Origin of the sequence: Aneurinibacillus danicus (assembly GCF_007991215.1) — a bacterium.
In the GTDB taxonomy this organism is placed as follows: domain Bacteria; phylum Bacillota; class Bacilli; order Aneurinibacillales; family Aneurinibacillaceae; genus Aneurinibacillus; species Aneurinibacillus danicus.
Map to the genome: position 1 here is coordinate 30,893 of NZ_BJXX01000049.1, position 14,411 is coordinate 45,303.

The 14,411-nt window shown below is 49.8% G+C and carries 16 protein-coding genes; 15 read left to right on the forward strand and 1 reads right to left on the reverse strand.

Annotated elements, in window-relative coordinates; all coding sequences use genetic code 11:
- Positions 1–42 precede the first annotated feature (42 nt).
- From rimP to dut, 14 genes are all read left to right on the forward strand, one after another.
- Positions 43–507 carry a ribosome maturation factor RimP gene (gene rimP / locus ADA01nite_RS05520; RefSeq protein WP_146808958.1) on the forward strand — a complete coding sequence of 155 codons (465 nt, stop codon included), beginning with the start codon at positions 43–45 and terminating at the stop codon, positions 505–507.
- 27 nt (positions 508–534) lie between these two features.
- Entirely contained in the window at positions 535–1,713 is a 1,179-nt protein-coding gene (gene nusA / locus ADA01nite_RS05525) for a transcription termination factor NusA (RefSeq protein ID WP_146808959.1), read from the forward strand.
- A gap of 6 nt (positions 1,714–1,719) precedes the next feature.
- Positions 1,720–1,995 (forward strand): RNase P modulator RnpM, encoded by a 276-nt coding sequence (rnpM, locus tag ADA01nite_RS05530; protein ID WP_218029535.1) that lies wholly within the window; start codon positions 1,720–1,722, stop codon positions 1,993–1,995.
- Positions 1,992–2,291, forward strand: a complete 300-nt coding sequence (locus ADA01nite_RS05535) for a YlxQ family RNA-binding protein (RefSeq protein WP_146808960.1) — start codon at positions 1,992–1,994, stop codon at positions 2,289–2,291. Before rnpM ends, ADA01nite_RS05535 begins: the two co-directional genes overlap by 4 nt.
- A 17-nt stretch (positions 2,292–2,308) precedes the next feature.
- Positions 2,309–4,672 carry a translation initiation factor IF-2 gene (infB, locus tag ADA01nite_RS05540; RefSeq protein WP_146808961.1) on the forward strand — a complete coding sequence of 788 codons (2,364 nt, stop codon included), beginning with the start codon at positions 2,309–2,311 and terminating at the stop codon, positions 4,670–4,672.
- Positions 4,673–4,714: 42 nt separating this feature from the next.
- Positions 4,715–5,077, forward strand: coding sequence for a 30S ribosome-binding factor RbfA (gene rbfA, locus ADA01nite_RS05545; RefSeq protein ID WP_146808962.1), 363 nt, complete (start codon positions 4,715–4,717; stop codon positions 5,075–5,077).
- Positions 5,074–6,069, forward strand: a complete 996-nt coding sequence (locus ADA01nite_RS05550; RefSeq protein ID WP_146808963.1) for a DHH family phosphoesterase — start codon at positions 5,074–5,076, stop codon at positions 6,067–6,069. Before rbfA ends, ADA01nite_RS05550 begins: the two co-directional genes overlap by 4 nt.
- Positions 6,066–7,004: a tRNA pseudouridine(55) synthase TruB gene (gene truB / locus ADA01nite_RS05555; RefSeq protein WP_246147233.1), complete on the forward strand. Its 939-nt coding sequence runs from the start codon at positions 6,066–6,068 to the stop codon at positions 7,002–7,004. Before ADA01nite_RS05550 ends, truB begins: the two co-directional genes overlap by 4 nt.
- Positions 7,005–7,949, forward strand: coding sequence for a bifunctional riboflavin kinase/FAD synthetase (locus tag ADA01nite_RS05560; RefSeq protein WP_146808964.1), 945 nt, complete (start codon positions 7,005–7,007; stop codon positions 7,947–7,949).
- 129 nt (positions 7,950–8,078) lie between these two features.
- Positions 8,079–8,348 carry a 30S ribosomal protein S15 gene (rpsO, locus tag ADA01nite_RS05565; protein ID WP_146808965.1) on the forward strand — a complete coding sequence of 90 codons (270 nt, stop codon included), beginning with the start codon at positions 8,079–8,081 and terminating at the stop codon, positions 8,346–8,348.
- Between the two features lie 216 nt (positions 8,349–8,564).
- Entirely contained in the window at positions 8,565–10,691 is a 2,127-nt protein-coding gene (gene pnp / locus ADA01nite_RS05570) for a polyribonucleotide nucleotidyltransferase (RefSeq protein ID WP_146808966.1), read from the forward strand.
- Positions 10,692–10,840: 149 nt separating this feature from the next.
- Complete coding sequence (locus ADA01nite_RS05575) at positions 10,841–11,791, forward strand: polysaccharide deacetylase family protein (RefSeq protein ID WP_146808967.1); 951 nt, start codon at positions 10,841–10,843, stop codon at positions 11,789–11,791.
- Between the two features lie 69 nt (positions 11,792–11,860).
- Entirely contained in the window at positions 11,861–13,123 is a 1,263-nt protein-coding gene (locus tag ADA01nite_RS05580) for a M16 family metallopeptidase (RefSeq protein ID WP_146808968.1), read from the forward strand.
- Complete coding sequence (gene dut / locus ADA01nite_RS05585; RefSeq protein ID WP_146808969.1) at positions 13,110–13,559, forward strand: dUTP diphosphatase; 450 nt, start codon at positions 13,110–13,112, stop codon at positions 13,557–13,559. Before ADA01nite_RS05580 ends, dut begins: the two co-directional genes overlap by 14 nt.
- Positions 13,560–13,740: 181 nt before the next feature.
- Here dut and ADA01nite_RS05590 read toward each other — a convergent pair whose 3' ends face one another.
- Positions 13,741–13,947, reverse strand: coding sequence for a metallophosphoesterase (locus tag ADA01nite_RS05590; protein WP_174760594.1), 207 nt, complete (start codon positions 13,945–13,947; stop codon positions 13,741–13,743).
- Between the two features lie 133 nt (positions 13,948–14,080).
- Between ADA01nite_RS05590 and ADA01nite_RS05595 the strand changes: the two genes are divergently transcribed.
- Positions 14,081–14,332, forward strand: coding sequence for a YlmC/YmxH family sporulation protein (locus tag ADA01nite_RS05595; protein ID WP_146808970.1), 252 nt, complete (start codon positions 14,081–14,083; stop codon positions 14,330–14,332).
- Positions 14,333–14,411: the final 79 nt, after the last annotated feature.

Below are 14,411 nucleotides of genomic sequence, written 5' to 3' on the forward strand. Positions count from 1 at the left end.
TTATTTGCTTGCCGATTCTATTGAACTTTGCTTAGGGGGTCTATGTTCTTGAATCAACATGTAATCGCCGTGACCGAAGAACTGGTCGCACCGATTCTGGAAGAAGAAAATTTGGAGCTCGTCGAAATCGAATACAAGAAAGAAGGAAGCAACTGGTTCCTTCGCGTGTATATCGATAAAGAAGACGGCGTAGATATTGAAGATTGCGGACGTGTCAGTGAGAAGCTGAGCAAGAAGCTGGACGAGATCGATCCGATTCCGGGCGCATACTTTCTCGAAGTATCTTCGCCTGGCGCCGAACGTCCGTTGAAAAAAGAGCGAGATTTCGAGCGCGCCGTCGGCAAGCACGTACACGTGACGACATATGAGCCGATTAACGGCGCTAAAGTGTTTGAAGGCGAACTCGTTTCTTATGACGGACAAAATTTGGAGATTAAAGAAGCGAGAACGACTGCTGTCATTCCGCGCGATAAAGTGGCCAGCGCCCGTCTCGCGATTGTTTTTTAGGACTTGAAAGGAGGATTAGGGATAATCATGAATGCCGAGTTTATTGAAGCATTAAATGAGATAGAGAGAGAGAAAGGCATCAGCAAGGAAGTGCTGATTGAAGCGATCGAAGCGGCGCTTGTTTCCGGCTATAAGCGTAATTTCAATTCCGCGCAGAACGTGCGCGTAGATATTAACCGCGAACTGGGCAACGTACGCGTATTCGCCCGCAAAACCGTGGTAGAAGAGGTAACGGACCCTCGTTCGCAGATTTCAATTGATGAAGCGCAGGAAATCGACCCGAACTACATGGTTGATGACATTATCGACATGGAAGTCACGCCGCGCGATTTCGGACGCATCGCGGCGCAGACCGCTAAGCAGGTCGTTACACAGCGCATCCGTGAAGCGGAGCGCGGCATTATTTACAGCGAGTTTATCGATCGTGAGCAGGACATCGTAACCGGCATCGTGCAGCGTCAAGACAGCCGATTTTATTATATTGATCTCGGCAAAGTCGAAGCGCTGATGCCGCTGAACGAGAAAATGCCGAACGAATCATTTAAGCAGGGTGATCGGGTCAAAGCGTTCATCACCAAAGTGGAGAAAACGACGAAGGGACCGCAAATCTTTGTGTCCCGTACGCATCCGGGACTGTTGAAACGCTTGTTTGAGCTGGAAGTGCCGGAGATTTTCGATGGTGTCGTGGAGATTAAATCTGTGGCGCGCGAAGCGGGTGACCGTTCCAAAATTGCCGTCTACTCTGCAGATCCGAACGTAGATCCTGTAGGTGCCTGCGTAGGTCCTAAGGGGATGCGTGTACAGACGATTGTACAGGAGCTAAGAGGAGAAAAGATCGACATCATGAAGTGGTCGGAAGATCCGGCTGAATATGTCGCAAATGCGCTTAGCCCTTCCAAAGTGGTGCATGTAACCGTATATGAAGGGGAAAAGGTAACGCGCGTCATTGTACCTGATTATCAACTGTCACTTGCGATTGGCAAGCGTGGACAAAACGCCCGCCTGGCCGCCAAGCTGACGGGTTGGAAAATTGACATCAAGAGCGAAACACAGGCTGCCGAGGAAGGATTCGTATACAGCGAACCGGTTTCTGTTATTCCGGCCGATGGTGCATCTGAAGAGCAGCAGGACACATTTGTACAGGATGAAGCGTACGAAGCTGAAACCGATGCAGCTGCTGTAGACGCAGCGGATGAAAAGGAGTAGGTTTTCGTGAAACTGAGAAAAACTCCGCAGCGCAAATGTCTGGCTACCCGGGAGATGTTTGAAAAACGCGATTTGCTGCGCATCGTGCGTACGCCGGAAGGTGAGATCAAAATCGATCCTACCGGCAAAGCGTCGGGACGCGGTGCGTATGTGTCCCGCTCCCGGGAGGCATTTGATATTGTAAAAAAGAAAAAGCTCCTGAACCGTGCCTTAAAAACGGAAGTAACGGATGAAAAGTACGAGGAGCTGGAACGAGAGTTTGCGAGGTATGTACGCAAATGAACCAGGTGGAGCAGATGCTTGGCCTGGCGCAGCGGGCCCGCAAGCTTATTACGGGAGAAGAATTGGTCATCAAGGCCGTTCGTCAGGGACAGGTGCATCTGGTCATCCTGGCGGGCGATGCATCCCCCAACACTCGCAAAAAAGTAATAGATAAGTGCGGCAGCTACGAGGTTTCTTGTACAACGTATGGTGATCGCCTGACACTTGGCGCCGCGCTTGGAAAGGAGCAACGAGTTGTCATTGGCGTGACCGATGCCGGCTTCGCAGCACGATTGACGCAGCTGATTAACCAATAACTGTCGGGGGTGGATAGATGAGTAAATTGAGAGTCTATGAATATGCTAAAGAGCTTGGGATTAGCAGTAAGCAAATGATTAATTTGCTTACTAAACTCAATTTATCAGTAAACAACCACATGAGCACATTGGAAGACAGCACGATTCAAAAGGTAGAAGAGCACCTGAAGCAGGTAAAACAACGCGCAAACGGTCAAGAACAACAAAAGCGTGATACGGAAAAGAGTGGGAAGATGGAAAAAAACCAACAACAAAATAATCGAAACGTGAACAGTAAAGCACAAAGTAGTACTGGTCAAGAGCAAAGAAATGGCAACCAGGCCGGAAGAGGCAACTCTCAGGGCCAGGGTGGCGGAAGAAAGCAAGGTCAGAGCAGCAGACCGCAGGGCCAGGGCGGTGGAAGAGCACAAGGTCAAGGCGGCAGACCGCAGGGTCAGGGCGGCAATAAGCCGAAGGCGGCCGCTGGCAAACCGCCGCGTGAAGACCGCACCAATCAAAGCCGCGGCAAAACTACGCAGAAATTAAACGCACGTCCGAAGCGTTTCGACGATAACAAAAAGTCGTCTGAGCCGAATAAAACGATGAAACGCCCGAACAGCCGGCAGCAGCAAGCACCGAAGCAGGAAGTGAAAGTGGAGAAAATTACGGTTTCAGGCTCGATGACGGTAGCCGAGCTTGCTAAAAAAATGAAGAAGCAGCCGTCTGAAATCATCAAGAAACTTTTCGGACTCGGTGTAATGGCGACCATTAACCAGGAATTAGATCTGGACACCATTCACCTGATCGCCGCTGACTATGAAATCGAAGTGGAAGAGAAGATTGAACTCGACTACAGCGATTTTGAAAATATTGAAGAAATCGATGAGCCGGATACGCTGGAAGAGCGTCCGCCGGTCGTTACCATTATGGGTCACGTTGACCACGGAAAGACAACGCTTCTTGATGCAATCCGTGAAACAAATGTTACGTCAACGGAAGCGGGTGGTATTACACAGCATATCGGAGCCTATCAAGTAGTCAAGCACGGGAAGAAGATTACTTTCCTGGATACGCCAGGCCATGCCGCATTTACCACCATGCGCGCGCGCGGAGCCAAAGTAACCGATATCGCTATCATCGTAGTAGCAGCCGATGACGGAGTGATGCCACAAACGGTGGAAGCCATTAGCCACGCGAAAGCGGCGAACGTGCCGATTATCGTTGCGGTGAATAAAATGGATAAACCTTCGGCCAACCCGGATCGGGTGAAGCAAGAGCTTACAGAGCACGGTCTTGTACCGGAAGACTGGGGCGGCGATACAATCTTCGTCCATGTCTCGGCGTTGAAACGGGAAGGTCTCGACGACATCCTCGAAATGATCCTGCTTGTGGCTGAAGTGCAGGAACTGAAAGCCAACCCGAATAAACGGGCCCGCGGTACGGTTATCGAGGCTGAGCTTGACCGCGGCCGCGGACCGGTGGCGACGATTCTTGTGCAATCTGGAACCTTGAAGGTTGGAGATCCGATCGTTGTCGGTACAGCTTTTGGTCGCGTTCGCGCCATGGTCAACGACAAAGGCCGTCGCATCAAGGAAGCACCGCCGTCCACGCCAGTCGAGATTACCGGTTTGAACGATGTGCCGCAGGCCGGCGATCAATTTATGGTATTTGAAGATGAGAAAATGGCGCGCCAGATTGGGGAACGCCGTTCGACGAGCCGACGCGAGAAAGAACTCCGCGCATCGGCACGCGTATCGCTGGACGATTTATTCAATCAAATCAAGGAAGGCGAAATGAAAGACATCAATGTTATCATCAAAGGGGACGTACAGGGCTCGGTTGAAGCGCTGCGGGGTTCGCTTGAGAAGATTGATGTCGAAGGCGTGCGCGTGAATATTATTCATACCGGGGTAGGTGCCATTACTGAATCCGATGTTATTCTTGCGTCTGCATCTAACGCGATTATCATCGGTTTCAATGTTCGTCCTGAGCCAAATGCCCGCACGACGGCGGAAGCGGAAAAAGTGGACATTCGTCTGCACCGCATCATTTACAAAGTAATAGAAGAAATCGAGGCGGCGATGAAAGGAATGCTTGAGCCGGTGTACGAAGAAAAGATTATCGGCCAGGCGGAAGTACGCCAGACATTCAAAGTATCCCGCGTCGGCACGATTGCAGGTTGTTATGTTACCGACGGCAAGATTCAGCGTGATGCCGGTATCCGCGTGATTCGCGACGGTATTGTCATATACGAAGGTAAAATTGACGCGCTCAAACGTTTTAAAGATGACGCAAGGGAAGTGGCTCAAGGATACGAGTGCGGTATTACAATCGAGAAATATAACGACATTAAAGAAGGGGACATCCTTGAAGCGTTCATCATGGAGGAAGTCGCCCAGTAATTTTAAAACACGCACGTTCAACCAGAATGAGGTGAAACGACGATGGGCAACATTCGTACCAATCGTGTAGGTGAGCAGATTAAAAAAGAGCTGAGCCAAATCATCCAGCGGGAGATTAAAGATCCCCGCATTGGCTTCGTAACGGTAACCGGCGTTGAAGTGTCCGGTGACCTGTCCCAGGCAAAAGTATTCATTAGCGTACTTGGCGGTGAAGACCAGAAGGCCGATACGCTAAAAGCGCTGGAAAAAGCGAAGGGCTTTATGCGCTCGGAGATCGGACGTCGCGTCCGCCTGCGCCATACCCCGGATTTACTGTTCAAATTCGACGAATCCGTCGAATACGGCAGTCGCATTGAATCGCTGCTGAACAAGATTAATGAAGAAAAAGGGGAAGACAAACAATGAGCTCGTACAAAGCATCCCTGGAAGCCGCTGCGCGTTTTCTAAAGCAGCATCAGCACTTTCTTGTTGTGAATCACGTCAATCCTGACGGGGATGCTACCGGCTCCTTGCTGGCGATGGGATGGCTTCTACGCCAGCTCGACAAGCAGGTGACGCTTGTCAACGAAGGGAAAACCCCGGCCAAATTCATGTTCCTGCCCGGAGCGGATGATATTTTGAACGCTTCCGAACGGGCGGAGCATCCTACATACGGGACGATAATTACATGCGACTGCGCTGATTTTGCCCGCGTCGGGGAAGTGGCGGCATGGTTTACGCAGGAGCGCGAACTGCTCAATATTGACCACCATCCGACAAATGATTTGTTCGGAACGGTAAATCTTGTGCGGACCGATGCGGCAGCTACGGCAGAAATTATTTTCGATCTGGTGAAACATATGGGCCTTCCGCTGGGAAAAGAGCTTGCTACCTGTCTGTATACCGGGCTGCTGACGGACACCGGTGGATTTCGTTATTCCAATACGACTCCGTATGTTATGGAGGCCGCGTCCGAGTTGCTTGCCCACAGGGTAGAGCCTGCCGCGATCGCCGAACGGGTGCTTGAATCGATTACAAAGGCGCATGTCAGCCTTTTGCAGCGTTCGCTGCAGACACTGGAGCTTACCGATAATGATAAAGCTGCGTATCTGACCGTTACGCTGACGGATCTGATAGAGACGGGCGCGAATAATGAAGATACGGAAGGGCTTGTTAATTATGGCCGCAATATCGAAGGTGTCGAAGTCGGCGTTTTGTTCAAAGAGGTGGCGGATGGCAAAGTGAAAGTCAGTTTCCGTTCACGCAGTGAAGTCGACGTGGCGGCGATTGCCAAATCGTTTGGTGGTGGTGGCCACGTACGTGCCGCAGGTTGTACGGTATCGGGAACGATTGTTGAAGTGAAGAAGGCGGTTTCGCAAAAAGTCAGCGCCGCGTTACGGGAGTGTGGCAATGAATGATGAGCGGACTATCCGGCATCGTCCCGCTGTACAAGCCAGAGGGCATGACTTCGCATGATTGTGTAATGAAAGTGCGGCGCATTGCCCGCACAAAAAAGGTGGGGCACACCGGTACACTGGATCCGGATGTAACCGGTGTGCTGCCAATCTGCATCGGTCCGGCGACTAAAGTGGCCGATTATCTGCATGAAACGCCGAAAGTATATCGGGCCACCATGACGATCGGCACATCCACCGATACGCAGGATGCAAGCGGCAAGATTCTTGAAGAGAAAATAGTCAAACCGCCGCTTACCGATACGCAGGTGCGCGAGGCTTTCGATCGTTTTGTTGGCGATATTGAACAGCTGCCTCCGATGTACTCGGCGGTAAAAGTGGATGGCAAGCGGCTGCATGAGCTGGCGCGGCAGGGAAAAACAGCAGAACGGAAAGCCCGCCGGATTACGATTTATGAAATGAACATCGAACAAATGGATCTGGATACAGAGCATCCAACCGTTACGTTTACCGTTACCTGCTCGAAAGGCACTTACGTCCGGACGTTGTGTGTGGATATCGGACAGGCTCTTGGCTATCCGGCTCATATGTCGTACTTGCAGCGGATTAAAAGCGGCCCGTTTACACTCGAACAGTGTGTGACATTTGACCAGCTAGAAGAAGCAGCCGCAGAAGAGCGGCTGCAGGAACTGCTGTATCCGCTCGATAGAGGGCTTCTTCAATATCCGGCTGTCATCGTTCCGGCCGGCCGTATCCAGGCAATGCGCAACGGACTTAGCCAGCGTCATCGTAAACCGGGCAATTGGAGAGTTGGGGACAAGATTCGTCTGTACAGTCCGGACGGCGCTTTTCTTGCACTGCATGAAGTGGTATATATAGATAAAGAGAACGGTGTGGAATCCAAACCGGTAAGAGTGTTTCCGGAGGGAGAGACATAAATGGAAATTCAACGTTTGCATTATCCGCTGTCGCCTGATTTTGAAGGCGAATCGTGCGTGCTTGCGCTGGGCTATTTTGACGGCGTTCACGTCGGTCACCGCCGGGTTATCCAGAAAGCGATAGACGTGGCGAAATCGTTAGGCGTAAAATCCGCCGTGATGACATTTGACCCGCATCCGCGCGAGGTGCTTGGTCAAAGCGGATATACTCAGTATTTAACGCCCACAGACGAAAAACTGGAACAGCTGAAAAAGATGGGAGTGGACATCGCTTACGTTGTCCATTTCGATATCTCATTTGCCGCCATTTATCCAGAAGACTTCATCGATGAATTCCTCATGCAGTTATGTCCGAAACATGTGGTGGCTGGATTTGACTATACATTCGGGCACAGAGGAAAGGGAACAGTATTCACACTTAAAGAACATGCAAATAGACGATATGACGTGGATGTGGTAGCTCCGGTCAACCGATTCGGTGAGAAAGTCAGCAGTACCCTGATTCGTGAATATTTGTACAGCGGCAAAATCAAAGAAGCTACACAGTTTCTTGGTCGGCCATATCGTGTGCGCGGAAAAGTTGTGCATGGAGAGAAGCGCGGACGCACAATTGGATTTCCAACAGCCAATCTCCGTCTTTACGCCCCTTATATTGTTCCGAAGAATGGCGTATACGGCGTACGAGCAGGATTGGAAGGCCGCTCCTACTACGGTGTAATGAACGTAGGCATTAAGCCAACGTTCGAAAATGAGCATAAAGAAAAATCGCTGGAAGTCCATTTGTTCGATTTTGCGGGCGATATTTATGATAAGACCCTAGAAGTAGAATTCTTGTTCTTTATCCGTGAAGAACAAAAGTTTGCCGGAGTGGATGCGCTCATTGCTCAGATTAACGCTGATGTGGTGACTGCAAAAGAACAGTTCGCCAAACATTCAATTGTATAAGGACAGGGCTTTACTCTGTTTTCCGATTATGATATAATGTATTTTGTTAGTTTAATAACCATGGCTTGGAAAGCCGAGTCACCAACGGTTTTCTAGGGCATTGGGGATATCAATGAGGAGGTGAATAGGATGGCTTTGACACAAGAACGCAAGCAACAGCTGATTGAAGAGTACCGTACACACGAGTCTGATACAGGCTCTCCGGAGGTACAAATCGCTATCCTTACTGAAAAAATTAACTACCTGAACGATCATCTTCGTACGCACAAGAAAGACCACCACTCCCGCCGTGGACTGCTGAAAATGGTTGGTCAACGCCGCAATCTGCTGGCTTACTTGAAGGACAAAGATGTAACTCGTTACCGTGAGTTAATCAACAAATTAGGCTTACGTCGATAAGCGAAAGCGGGGATTCCCCGCTTTTTTCATGCCTGTAGCCCTCCTACCATAAAAGGCAGTCACCCTTCCCTTCATTTTCATGTCGGGGCTTGTGGCTTATCGGCCATGATCGTTTTCCGACTCCAACTTATCTTTTTTATTTCCTGTCAATGCAGGAAATACTAGAAAAATGACGAAATATCTTTTGTTGAGGCAAGAGAGGAGGCATCATTTTTTATGGATGTAGATGTAAAAGTGTATGAGTTTGACCTTGCCGGGCGAAAAATGTCGATTGAATACGGCAAGCTCGCCAAGCAGGCCAATGCGGCGGTGCTGGTACGCTACGGCGATTCCGCGGTACTGAGCACGGTAACCGCGTCCAAGAAACCATCTCCCCTTGATTTTTTTCCGCTGACAGTAAACTATGAAGAAAAACTGTATGCGGTAGGTAAAATTCCGGGTGGCTTCATTAAACGCGAGGGACGTCCAAGCGAGAAGGCTACATTAACCAGCCGACTGATTGACCGTCCGATTCGTCCGCTATTCCCGGAAGGCTTCCGTAATGAAGTGCAGATCGTAAACACGGTGCTGTCGGTGGATCAGGATTGTTCAACGGAAGTGGCAGCGATTATCGGAACGTCCGCCGCCCTGAGCATTTCCGATGTACCGTTCAACGGACCGATCGGCGGCGTTATCGTAGGACGGGTCGACGGACAATTTATCATCAATCCGACTGTAGAGCAGTTGGAGAAGAGCGACTTGAATCTGACCGTAGCCGGTACATATGACGCGATCAACATGGTTGAAGCGGGTGCCGATGAAGTGCCGGAAGAAGTTATGCTAGAGGCGATTATGCGCGGCCATGAAGAAATTCGCAAAATCGTTGAGCAAATCCGTACAATCGCGGCCGAAGTCGGCAAAGAAAAAATGGAAGTCGAGCTGATTTCCTTCGATTCGGAGATTGAAGCGGCTGTAAGGGACTATGCGGAAGCACGCTTAATTGAGGCCGTACGCATCGAGGAGAAACAGGCGCGTTATGATGCGATTGATGCCATCAATGAGGAAACGCTGGAACATTTTGCGGAAACGTATCCGGAACAAGAAAAGCAGATTAGCGAAATTCTGCATGACATCGTGAAAAGCGAAGTTCGCCGCCTCATTACACATGATAAAGTGCGTCCGGACGGTCGTGCATTAGATGAGATTCGCCCGATTTCCTGCGAAATCGATCTGCTGCCGCGCACGCACGGCTCCGGCCTGTTTACGCGCGGACAAACTCAGGTGCTCAGTGTATGTACGCTTGGTGCGCTCGGTGACGTACAGATTCTTGACGGACTTGGCCTGGAAGAGTCCAAGCGTTTTATGCACCATTATAATTTCCCACCGTACAGCGTAGGGGAAGCCCGTCCGCTGCGTGCACCGGGACGCCGTGAAATTGGACACGGTGCGCTTGGTGAGCGTGCGCTTGAGCCGGTTATCCCGAGCGAAGACGTATTCCCGTACACCATTCGTCTCGTATCCGAAGTTCTTGAATCAAACGGATCCAGCTCTCAGGCAAGCATCTGTGCGAGTACGCTGGCGATGATGCATGCAGGTGTACCGATTAAGGCGCCGGTAGCCGGTATTGCCATGGGTCTTGTTAAAGATGGAGAGCATGTCACGATTCTAACCGACATTCAAGGTATGGAAGACCATCTTGGTGATATGGACTTCAAAGTAGCCGGTACGCGTAAAGGGGTTACTGCGCTGCAAATGGACATCAAAATCGAGGGGATCGATCGCCAAATTCTTGAGCAGGCGCTGAACCAGGCACGTGAAGGCCGTTTATTCATTTTGGATAAAATGGAAGAAACGATCCGGGAGCCGCGTAAGGAATTGTCACGGTTTGCGCCGAAGATCACGATTCTTCGCATTAATCCGGACAAAATCCGTGATGTTATCGGACCAAGCGGCCGTGTCATTAACAAGATTATCGAAGAAACAGGCGTAAAGATTGACATTGAGCAGGATGGCCGCGTATATATCGCTTCGCCGGACGCAGATGCGAACGAACGGGCGAAGCAGATTATTGAAGACATTGTGCGTGAAGTCGAAGTGGGGCAGGTCTACAACGGTACCGTTAAGCGTATCGAGAAGTTCGGTGCCTTCGTAGAGCTGTTCTCGGGCAAAGACGGACTTGTTCATATTTCCCAGCTGGCGGAAGAGCGTGTCAGCAAAGTCGAAGACGTCGTGTCCATCGGGGACAAGCTGCTGGTCAAAGTTACTGAAATCGACAACCAAGGCCGTGTGAACCTTTCTCATAAAGCGGTGCTGAAAGAGCAGAAGCAAAAAGAGAAAGAAGCAGCGGAAAATAAGAATCAATAAGTAGAAAGATAGCGACACACGACTTCAAGTCAGTCGCTATTTTTTGTATGTATATACTATTTTCAAAAAAATGAAGCAGGCTGCATGCTTGCATCCCTTTCCGCATAAGATTGTACAAACTTATCCATGTGCGGGAGGGGTGAAGAGGTATGAATCGATTGTTGGCTCTGCTGTGCTTTCTGTTCTTTTTATATAGTGTAATGACATCGGAGTCGGTGAATTTATATATCGCATCGAAGAAGATGGATCGGGCAGCGCTGACAAACCAGGTGGCACAATGGGAGCAGCAATTGAAGGAAGCGGCCAAAACAAAAAATATTCCCCCGGTAAACGCGCGTATCGATCCGATCTGGAAAGCGATTCCCGGCTATAATGGGCTTTCCATTGATGAAGAGGCGAGCCTGCAGCGGATGCAGCAGGCCGGGAGGTGGGATGAGTCACTCATCGTGTATCGGGAAGTAAAGCCGACTATTGGACTGGACCAGCTGGCCGCCGCCCCGATTTATCGGGGGAATTCCGATAAACCTATGGTGTCCCTCATGATTAATGTCGCCTGGGGCAATGAATATTTGCCAGCCATCCTCGAGACATTGAAGAAAGAAAAAGTGAAAGCTACCTTTTTTCTTGATGGAAGCTGGACGAAGAAATATCCTGACGAAGCGAAGAAAATAGCCGAAGCTGGTCATGAGATTGGCAGTCATGCCTATTCGCATCCGAACATGAGCCGGCTTTCGTTAACACGCATGGAACAGGAAATTACAAAGACCAACACCGCCATTACTGAAGCTACAGGCATTACACCGACACTATTTGCCCCACCGTCCGGTGATTTCGATCAGCGGGTTGTCGATATGGCCGCCCGTTATCATCTGAGGACGATTCTGTGGACAGCCGATACCGTCGATTGGCGTAAACCTTCTCCGGACCAATGGTTTCGTACGGTCGCTCCGAAAATCAATAACGGTGTGCTTGTGCTTATGCACCCGACGGCGCCCACGGCAGAAGCACTGCCAAGGCTCATTCGATATGTCAAAGAGAAAAAACTTACGCTTGGCACGGTCAGTGATACCCTCTCCACGCGTCGTGTGCCCCCCTATTGAGTGCACTTCTTAAGTTTGTTATAGTAGAAAAATATGTGACATTCTTGTCATTTGGAGGAGGCAGGCGTAGTGATAGAAAAATATACGCTGGACAATGGCGTGCGCGTCATTATCGAGAAAATACCGACAGTCCGTTCTGTTGCTTTAGGCATATGGATCGGCACGGGTTCGAAATATGAAAATGCAGAAGTGAACGGCATCTCTCACTTTATTGAACACATGCTGTTTAAAGGGACCACGGCCCGCTCGGCGAAGCAAATTGCCGAATCGTTCGACCAAATCGGCGGGCATGTGAACGCGTTTACTTCAAAAGAATACACCTGTTATTATGCGCGGGTGCTGGATGAACATGCGCCGGTTGCACTTGATATTTTATCGGATATGTACTTCAATTCGGTATTTGATGAGCAGGAACTGCAGAAAGAGAAAAATGTCGTCATTGAGGAAATCCGTATGTATGACGATACACCGGATGATCTGGTGCACGATCTCGTCGCCAAGGCATGCTACGAAACGCATCCGCTTGGCTACAGCATTCTTGGCACGGAGGATGTGCTGAATCAAATCACACGGGAGGATATACACCGCTATATTGAAGCACGCTACACGCCGGAGCAAACGGTCATTACGGTGGCAGGCAACGTAACCGACAAATTGCTCGGTGAGATTACCCGTTATTTCTCCGGTTACAAACGCACGACGAAAGAGCTGACACCGGATGTGAAACCGAACTTTACCGCAGGCTCCATTTGGAGAAAGAAAGATACGGAGCAAGCGCATCTTTGCCTCTCTTTCCCGGGCTATGACGTAGGACATGAAGACATCTACTCGCTTATTTTAATGAACAACGTGCTTGGTGGCAGCATGAGTTCGCGTCTGTTCCAGGAAGTGCGGGAAGAGCGTGGTCTTGCGTACTCTGTGTATTCGTATCACTCGGCATTCAAAAACTCAGGTACATTTACGCTGTATACCGGCACGGCGACCAAGCAGCTTGAGGAAGTATACAACGTTATGATGAATACAGTAGCTGCCCTGCGTGATGGCGGTATTAGCACCGAAGAATTAAAAAAAGGCAAAGAGCAGCTTAAAGGCAGCCTGATGTTGAGCCTGGAGAGCACCAGCAGCCGCATGAGCCGCCTGGGCAAGAACGAGTTACTGCTTTCGCGCCATCTGGATTTAGATGAAATTATCCAGCGTGTCGAGGCCGTCACCGTCGAAAGTGTAAAAAAGGTGGCTGAAGAAATTTTCACAAACCCGGTGGCGATAGCGCTCGTCAGCCCGCTTGAGATGATTCCAGACTATATGAGGAGCGATATTCTTGTACGAAGCTAGCGTAAAGATTACTATTTTGCCAGGAAACGAAGACATTGGTATTCCGCAGAAAATGACGGATTTAGCGAGCGGCTTTGATTTACGGGCTGCTGTTACGGAGCGGGTGACGCTTCAGCCCGGAGAGCGGGTTTTAGTTCCAACGGGCTTTGCCATGGCGATGCCGGATAATTTAGAGGCGCAGGTGCGTCCGCGCAGTGGCCTGGCCTATAAAAAAGGGATCACCACACTGAATGCGCCCGGAACGATCGATGCGGATTACCGCGGCGAAGTAGGTGTCATCCTGATTAACCATGGGACAGAGCCTTTCATAGTCGAGCGAGGTGACCGGATCGCCCAGCTTGTATTCCAGTGGGTGCCACGTGTACAGTTCGTGCAAGTAGAATCATTGGATGATACGGAGCGGGGCAGCGGGGGCTTTGGGCATACAGGAGTATAAAAAGGAAAACAAGAAAAAGAGACGGCATAAGCATTGCCTTTCATTTTTCCCGCTTCGCGTGTTTTCGTCCGAACGGAAAAGAGACCTATCACTGTCTCCATCTTCGAATTACACGCGGACATAAACTACTTTTTAGGAAAAATGAACCTGCAAGCGTTGCCGTCTCTTTTTCTTGTTTCTTTTACGAGGAAATAGAGACGCTGTACGTTTCGTAACCGTGTTCCGTAATGGCAAGGCAGTTGAGCTGACGATTGTGTCCAGCACCTCCGTCGATGAAATCTCCCATAAGTACGAGCCGATCGGAAGCCGGGTTATAACTGACACGTTCAAGCAGACGGCAAAATGCATCGTAGTGTCCATGAATGTCGGAAATGCAAAGTGTGCGCATAATCATTCCCCCGGTTAGGTAATAGGCAAGTTCAAAAGACTTTTGTTGTCCGCACGCTAATGATAACGGCCTATCAAGCGTATACATCTATAATGTACAAAAGTAAATTTATCGTATACAAGGGGGCGATCTAATGCGGTACAGCGAACTGGGCGGCAAAGAAATCATTGATCTGGATAACGGCGAACGAATGGGTGTAGTAGGGCAATCGGATCTTATTATTGATCCGGCTTCAGGAAAAATCGAGTCTATCATACTTCCAACAGGCAGTCTGCTTAGCCTTGGACGGAAAAAGGAAGAGATTATGATTCCGTGGAAAGCGGTCCGTAAAATCGGAAGCGAAATGATCATCATCGAAATGAAAGAGAAATCGGCAAAAGGATAAGAGAAAATGAGCGATGGGCGTCTGTCACCATACCGGGTGACATCGAATACGATGAGGATAGAAATGCAACGAATTCCGG

Excerpts from the sequence above, each read along its gene's own strand:
- infB (WP_146808961.1), top strand. The coding sequence starts at position 2,309 with ATGAGTAAATTGAGAGTCTATGAATATGCTAAAGAGCTTGGGATTAGC.
- ADA01nite_RS05535 (WP_146808960.1), top strand. The coding sequence starts at position 1,992 with ATGAACCAGGTGGAGCAGATGCTTGGCCTGGCGCAGCGGGCCCGCAAG.
- rbfA (WP_146808962.1), top strand. The coding sequence starts at position 4,715 with ATGGGCAACATTCGTACCAATCGTGTAGGTGAGCAGATTAAAAAAGAG.
- pnp (WP_146808966.1), top strand. The coding sequence starts at position 8,565 with ATGGATGTAGATGTAAAAGTGTATGAGTTTGACCTTGCCGGGCGAAAA.
- ADA01nite_RS05560 (WP_146808964.1), top strand. The coding sequence starts at position 7,005 with ATGGAAATTCAACGTTTGCATTATCCGCTGTCGCCTGATTTTGAAGGC.
- ADA01nite_RS05550 (WP_146808963.1), top strand. The coding sequence starts at position 5,074 with ATGAGCTCGTACAAAGCATCCCTGGAAGCCGCTGCGCGTTTTCTAAAG.
- rpsO (WP_146808965.1), top strand. The coding sequence starts at position 8,079 with ATGGCTTTGACACAAGAACGCAAGCAACAGCTGATTGAAGAGTACCGT.
- truB (WP_246147233.1), top strand. The coding sequence starts at position 6,066 with ATGATGAGCGGACTATCCGGCATCGTCCCGCTGTACAAGCCAGAGGGC.
- ADA01nite_RS05590 (WP_174760594.1), bottom strand. The coding sequence starts at position 13,947 with ATGCGCACACTTTGCATTTCCGACATTCATGGACACTACGATGCATTT.
- ADA01nite_RS05575 (WP_146808967.1), top strand. The coding sequence starts at position 10,841 with ATGAATCGATTGTTGGCTCTGCTGTGCTTTCTGTTCTTTTTATATAGT.
- rimP (WP_146808958.1), top strand. The coding sequence starts at position 43 with ATGTTCTTGAATCAACATGTAATCGCCGTGACCGAAGAACTGGTCGCA.
- ADA01nite_RS05595 (WP_146808970.1), top strand. The coding sequence starts at position 14,081 with ATGCGGTACAGCGAACTGGGCGGCAAAGAAATCATTGATCTGGATAAC.
- nusA (WP_146808959.1), top strand. The coding sequence starts at position 535 with ATGAATGCCGAGTTTATTGAAGCATTAAATGAGATAGAGAGAGAGAAA.